This is a genomic window from uncultured Fibrobacter sp. (assembly GCF_937877005.1).
In the GTDB taxonomy this organism is placed as follows: domain Bacteria; phylum Fibrobacterota; class Fibrobacteria; order Fibrobacterales; family Fibrobacteraceae; genus Fibrobacter.
In genome coordinates, this window is the sequence record NZ_CALEFV010000330.1 from 1 (window position 1) to 6,745 (window position 6,745).

Sequence of the window (6,745 nt, forward strand, 5' to 3'; positions counted from 1 at the left end):
ACCACCTGCGATTTTGCACCACGAAACAACCCCAACCGCAAGAGTTTCAAGCGAGCCGAATCTATCGAATGGGAGCACATGGTAACTGCCCACAACATGGGGCACTTTCTCCCCTGCTGGAAGGACGGCGGCCGCAAGAATTGCAGCATGAACGATACAACCTTCAAAATAATGGAGGGCGACATGCACAATCTATGGCCCGCCATCGGAGAAATCAACGGTGACCGCAACAACTTTATGTACAGTCAGTGGACCAACAATCCGGAACCGATGTACGGCAAATGCAAAACAATCGTTGACTTTAAGCAAAAAAAAGCCCAACCCCGCGAAGAAGCACGCGGGATTATCGCCCGCGCACATTTCTACATGGAAAAGACCTATGGAATTAGTTTATCCAAACAGGACCGTAAGCTTTTTGAAGCCTGGGACAAAATGTATCCCGTCACCGAGAAGGAATGCGAGCGGGATCGGCGCATTTTTAAAGTACAGGGAGACCACAATCCGTTCGTGTACGAGAAATGTAAGCAATAGCTAGCAGGAAAAACCTCTGCTTCATCCAAAGGCCCTCCTCGGGGAGCCTTTTTTATTTATATTGTATATTGAGGTTTACTATGTTCCGCGTATTTTCGCTCTTGATTGTTTTTTTGACGGTTTCCGTTATGGGCCAGGTTGAATTTCCGATGGCATCCAAGATCGTGAACGTCACCAAGGATCCTTATTTCGCAAAAGGTGACGGCAAGAACGACGATACCGAAGCCATTCAGAAAGCCCTGAACGACCATCCCGACGGAGACTACATCATCTACCTGCCGCACGGAATCTACAAGATTTCAGAAACGCTTTCATGGCCAACAACCTCAAAGGAACAGACTTCCTGCAGGCGCACCATTCTGCAAGGACAGAGCATGGGAGGAACGATTATCCAGCTGGCAGACAGCACCTATGGCTTTGACAACGCAGATTTTCCGAAACCGGTCATCTTTACGGGGGAAGGGCCCTCTCCCAAGATCAGAAATTCAATCCGTGACCTCACTTTACGCACGGGCAAAGGAAATCCTGGCGCAATCGGCATCCGTTTCAATGCAGCAGACCAAGGAACGGTCAACAATGTCAAGGTTTATTCCGGAGATTCAAGCGGTGTCTACGGAATCGATATCGGTTACACCGAAGGTATCGGCCCCCTCCTCCTTAAAAATCTTGAGATTCGCGGATTTGACATCGGTATTTACGCAAAGGGTACAAACGGTACAGCCACATTGGAGCATGTTTCACTCGGAGGGCAAAGAAAATTCGCTCTTGAAAACGAGGACATGAACCTCGCTATTCGTTCCTTACGCACCAAAGGCTATGTTCCCGCCGTCTACAACCACGGGAATGCGGCCGTCATGAGCTTAATCGATGGAACTCTCGAATACGACAACGACAAGAAGAAAGGCAAACCCACAACAGCTATCCTAAACGAGGCGCATCTGTTTGCACGATCCATGAAGGTTTCTCGCTATAAGACCATGATTCAGTCCAAGAAAAAAGGCTACAATGATGAAATGATCCAAGGCGAAATCATTGAATTCTCCACTCACGAAACGCAAAGGCTATGCCACAGCCCCAAACAATCCATGCGAATCGCCATTGCAGAGACACCGACTTTTCCCGAGCAGAAGGCGGACAACTGGATTACGATCGCTGGGGACTATGGCGGAAAATCAAGCACAGGTTCCGACGATTCGAAGGCCATTCAGGAAGCCATTGACGACGGAGCAGAGACCCTGTACTTCCCACCTGGCGGTCGCTGGACAATCAATCGTGACATTTACATCAGGAACCGAATTCGTCAAATTATCGGTATCGAAGGACGCATTGACGGAAAGGGCAAGTTCATCATTGAAAACGGCGCATTCAACGAACTCACGATTGAACGATTCTCCGAATTCGGCAGCGGAATTATCCAGAACTCGACACGAACCATTCTTCTCAAGAACATGATGGTCAAGTCGCTCGAATCCGCCGAAACTAAAACCGGAGACGTGTATCTAGAGGATGTTTCCATCGGAACGATCCAGTTAAATTATCAGAAACTGTGGGGACGCCAGGTCACCATGTCCGGAGACACCAAAGGCCCCAAGATTACGAATAACGGCGGATCTATCTGGATTTTGGGTTTGACGGCCAAGAAGGGCAACACGATTCTGCAGAATTTTAACAAAGCTCACGCCGAACTCGTCGGAGTCGAAATTGTCGCAAGCGACAAGGCGAAAGACCGCCCGATGTTCATCAACGACAATTCCTCGCTTTCGATTAGCGGTCTCCGCGAGACACTGACTCGCGGCAATCCCTTCCTAAAAATCGTCGAAGAATCCAGACAGGCATCGAACATCAAGTCTCTGTTTGGCAAGGACCTTCAAAAGACCGAAAACGGGGGTGCCATCTTACCGCTATTCGTCGGTTACGCCCCTAGGCAAGGTGCCAACGAGAAACCAATTGCAAGCATTCCCAACGAGATGCTCCTTGTCCAACCGAACAGCATTCGCATTCACGGTCAGGTCGAAGACGATGGCCGCGGAGACGGACTCTGCGAAGTTCCCGTTCGCTGGAAGAAGGGCTCCGGCCCAGGCAAGGTCGTTTTCTCGGATAGCATGGCGTACGAAACGGATGTTACCTTTACCGCCAGTGGACGATACAATGTCATTTTCACAGGCGATGACGGATACCAGACCGGTTCCGATACAGGGCGCGTCTATGTATTCGACAAGAAATACACGACCCTCGACAACAGCGGTGACAACATTCCAAGCGGACGAGGCGCAGCCACCTGGATTTCGCAATTTGACAACTACAGCCCACATAATACGGATCCAGAATTTCGTATAGCTAACGTTTCGGACGGATCTGCCGGTAAGATTTACCTACGATTTGACCTGTCCGCTTTGCCGGGACCGTTATTCGACGCGGCCCTCAAGCTGCAATTCAACCCGGATTCCATCAAGAAGCCTGTTCAATTCAATATTTTCGGATTGAAGGAAACGGGCAAGGACATGAACTTTGGTGACCAGAAACTCGGAACAGACTGGGCCGACTACGAACTGACCTGGGAGAACGCACCCGCGAATTTGCCTCAACAGACCGGCGGACAGTTCAACATCCGCAAGAATTCTGGCGGCGGCATCGACACCAAGTACGCGGACTTCCTAGGCATTATTACCCTCAATCCGAAAGCCCCCCTCGGAGCATTCCTACGCACCCCCTCGCTTACGGAATTTTTCAAGCGCAAACACGCATCGAACCTTTACACAATCATCCTGACCGCAGTCGAACCCGGAGCGACAACACTTCCTTCCGCAGCGGCAGGCAAGGAGTTTGCCCCCGCCCTCTATGTCGGATACTTTGACAATTCCCGTTCCGTCGGAGGCGAAGCGATGGATGGCGGTTACACCCTGACCAAGGTGATTGTCGATATCTATACACTGGAATGCAACTTCGATCTCACCGTCGGATATCCGCAATTCGTACAAATTGAAATCCTCAACGAATTTGGCAAGAGGATGCTGACGGTCGCCGCACGCGACATGGAAGGAGAAAAGAAAATCAACTTCAAGTTCAAGGCTAAAGCCTTCCCGACCGGCAAATATATTCTGCGCGTCATCGGCGAAGCCTTTACCACCGAACAGAAATTCTACATCTTGAACTAGGGAATTCACCATGGGAATCACGAATATCTTTAAAAGCCATTTTGCCATGTTCGCCTGCGCAATTGCCTTCTCGGCCATGTTCACGGCCTGTGGCGACGACTCCAGTTCTTCGGCAAGCGAAGAAGAAAGTAGTTCGTCAGTACCTTCGTTCAAGTCAAGCAGTTCGCTCAGTACTCGTGCAGACATTGACTACAAGGATACGGTCGTCATTGGCGACACCATGAGAATCTATCTGGAACTGTTCAAAGGCGACAGCTCCAAAATGGACGAAAGCGAACTCTATCTGGATAGTTCCGCCACCACATTCCCGATGTTCATCGGAGAACTTCCGAAAGGCAGCCGCATTCGCGTCTATGCGACGACATCAGAAATACTCGAGGACAAGCTCCGCATCAGGGATGAATACGGGCAGTACCTCAAGGCAATCACAGCCGTCCGCAAGAACTCGCTCAGCGAAGATTCCGTTTACACGAACTATCTCGTTCCCAGTCTCGGCTCCGACACTTCGGCAACATTCAAGGATTCCAATCAGTTCGTCACTTTCAAGGACAACTTCTACTACTTGGAAACCGAAGGAGAATTCAGCGACAAATCCAGTCTGCGACTCAAGATTGTCGTTGACACATCCTATTATGAATATACCGGCACCGAAGAAACGGCCAACATGAAAATGACGGACACCCTTCGCGGAATTATTGTCCTAGACGATGCGCCAGATAAGATTTCCATCCAGTTCTCGGCTAGCGAAGGTTATTGCGTGAACCTCAAGACCATCGGAAAAAACATCACCCAGTATCAGCTAATGAATGGCAAGACCGAGCTTGGTCACTCAGAGGCCAATCTCGACACAATGCTCGTGCCAAACGACTCTGTCAACTGGTCCATCAAGGTCACTCCCGAACAGTTCTCTAGCATCTGGACTGGTCCATACGCCTTTTTTGAAGCAATTACCAGGGCCCGCAAGCTTGAACAGGGCGAATACTTCTCTGATCCCGATTCGATACCTTACCCAGGAGAAGCTTTCGAGAGAACGCGTCCCAAGGATGACCAGGGTGAATACAAGTATAATCTGCGTCAGGAACAATTTGTCTGGATTGGCGACTACAAGATAGGAGACTCCCTGATTCTAAAACATTGGATCAAGAACTACACCGATGATGATTTTACAAGTCCCGTCACTTACGAAATCCTTGACAAGAATCAAAAGGTTCAAGGAAGCATCAGCAGCGTCTACGGCGGCTCGTTCGTTGTCAAGAAGGGCATGCCCGAAGGCCCCTATTACCTCCATTACATGCGTCTCAATTCCTATCCGCTTGACCAGGGACTAGAACACGATTCTCTTCGCTACCGACTTCAGCTTTACACCATGGTTCAGCAACCAGGACTACTCAAGAAACTTCAGCTATACAATAACGAAACCGGAGAAATTAGCAACAGTCCCGTTTCGTTCACCGCAGGCGACACGATCAATTTCTCGAAGTTTGAATTCTTCATGGAACAGGTCAAGACCTCTAGCTGGGATATCATCGGTTCGGACATCAGCTGGTTCGTGCCCTGCGCATCGCTCAATTTTATCGATAACAGCAGTGATTACAAGTCTAAGCCCTGCAGTTCCGAACAGGTTATTTCGACGAATTACTTAATCGCACAGGAAGCAGGAATAGGCGAAACCGCAGATCTGATAGCACAAAGTGTCGCAGACCCATCCATGCGCGACACGATTAAGATCATGATTCTCGGAGCGACAGACTAGTCTTCCCAAACCTGGTTAGGGAGTTTTCCAATATCACGGAAATCAAGTAGCCCAGCCGCAGGAGCGTTTACACTGACCAAGCGGGCCAATGGCTTACCAGCCCGTTCGATGACGATTTCTTCGTCCTTGAGCGAAACCTGGTTCAACAGTGAGCCAAAATTCTGGCGAACTTCCATGGCTGAGACGACTTTAGACATGTTCCAAAAATAGTATAATTATCCACATGGAATCCGAGAACAAGTCCTACACCGTCACGCAATACATGAAAGCCCTGAAGCAGAAGGTGGAATCTACCCCTGCTGTTTGGGTGCGCGGCGTGATTACCCAGATTAACGAAAAATCGAAGATCGTTTACCTGAGCATTGCGGATTTCGAAGAGGGGAACGTCAATCCCTTGGCAACGGTTCCCTTGTACTGTTTTGCAACAAAATTTGCAGCGATCCGCGCCAAGGTCGAAAATTACCCACAGCCATTCGTTTTAAAGGATCAGCTCAAGGTCAGTTTCTTAATCAAAGCCGATCTGTACGTGCCTTACGGCAAGCTGCAGGCGCAGATTCTGGACATCGACCCTATCTATACGCTTGGCGAACTCGCTCTAACCAAAAGTGCGATTTTAAAGAGGCTAGCACTTGAAGGCCTGCTCGAAAAAAACAAGGCATTGACGCTAGCAGATGTCCCTATTCGCGTGGGTCTGATTACGGGCGAAGGGACTGCCGCCTATAAGGACTTCACCACCAAGCTCGCTGAATCGCCTTATAACTTCAAAGTGAAAACGGCTTACGCTAAAATGCAGGGCGCAGATACGGAGCCGACGGTTCTTGCCGCCCTCGAGGAACTCGCCAAGGATTCAGAACTGGACGTTGTGTGCATTATCCGCGGTGGCGGAAGCAAGACCGACTTGAACTTTTTCGATAGCGAAGCCTTGTGCCGTGCCGTTGCGAATTACCCGCTCCCCGTATTCACGGGAATCGGGCATGAAATTGACCGGAGCCTTTTGGACGAAGTCGCCTACCAGTCCTGCATTACACCGACCGATACCGCAAAGCGTCTGATTGACCGAGTCGCCGACAGCTGGAACCGTATGCTTTCGCTTGCGCAAAACATTGCATTACAGACAAAAGAAACACTTGTCTCCGTCAACCGCGACCTGACCTACAAGGGGAACCGCCTGCAGCAAAAGGTGAACGCCCTTATTCAAAAAGAAGCGATGAAACTTTCGCTGTACAAGGGCAACCTGCAAAAAGACCTGCAGTTTATCTTTAGAGGCGAACGCGAACGCATCGCCCGCGACAGCGAAGGTCTGCAC

At 49.8% G+C, this 6,745-nt stretch carries 5 protein-coding genes; 4 read left to right on the plus strand and 1 reads right to left on the minus strand.

Translation table 11 applies throughout. The features are described from left to right. The 3 genes from Q0628_RS14580 to Q0628_RS14590 form a co-directional block, all read left to right on the plus strand. Positions 1 to 531: endonuclease (locus Q0628_RS14580; protein WP_298772220.1), on the plus strand; the 531-nt coding region annotated here is incomplete at its 5' end. An 80-nt stretch (positions 532 to 611) separates the two neighbouring features. Next, a complete protein-coding gene (locus Q0628_RS14585; RefSeq protein ID WP_298772222.1) occupies positions 612 to 3,686 on the plus strand; it encodes a glycosyl hydrolase family 28-related protein in 3,075 nt (1,024 codons plus the stop codon). 10 nt (positions 3,687 to 3,696) lie between these two features. Next, complete coding sequence (locus Q0628_RS14590) at positions 3,697 to 5,439, plus strand: hypothetical protein (protein WP_298772224.1); 1,743 nt, start codon at positions 3,697 to 3,699, stop codon at positions 5,437 to 5,439. Here the strand turns inward: Q0628_RS14590 and Q0628_RS14595 are convergent. Beyond that, positions 5,436 to 5,636, minus strand: coding sequence for a type II toxin-antitoxin system Phd/YefM family antitoxin (locus tag Q0628_RS14595; RefSeq protein ID WP_298772225.1), 201 nt, complete (start codon positions 5,634 to 5,636; stop codon positions 5,436 to 5,438). The genes Q0628_RS14590 and Q0628_RS14595 overlap by 4 nt on opposite strands. A 26-nt stretch (positions 5,637 to 5,662) precedes the next feature. Between Q0628_RS14595 and xseA the strand changes: the two genes are divergently transcribed. Beyond that, positions 5,663 to 6,745 (plus strand): exodeoxyribonuclease VII large subunit (gene xseA / locus Q0628_RS14600; RefSeq protein ID WP_298772227.1); only part of this gene is annotated, 1,083 nt, incomplete at its 3' end.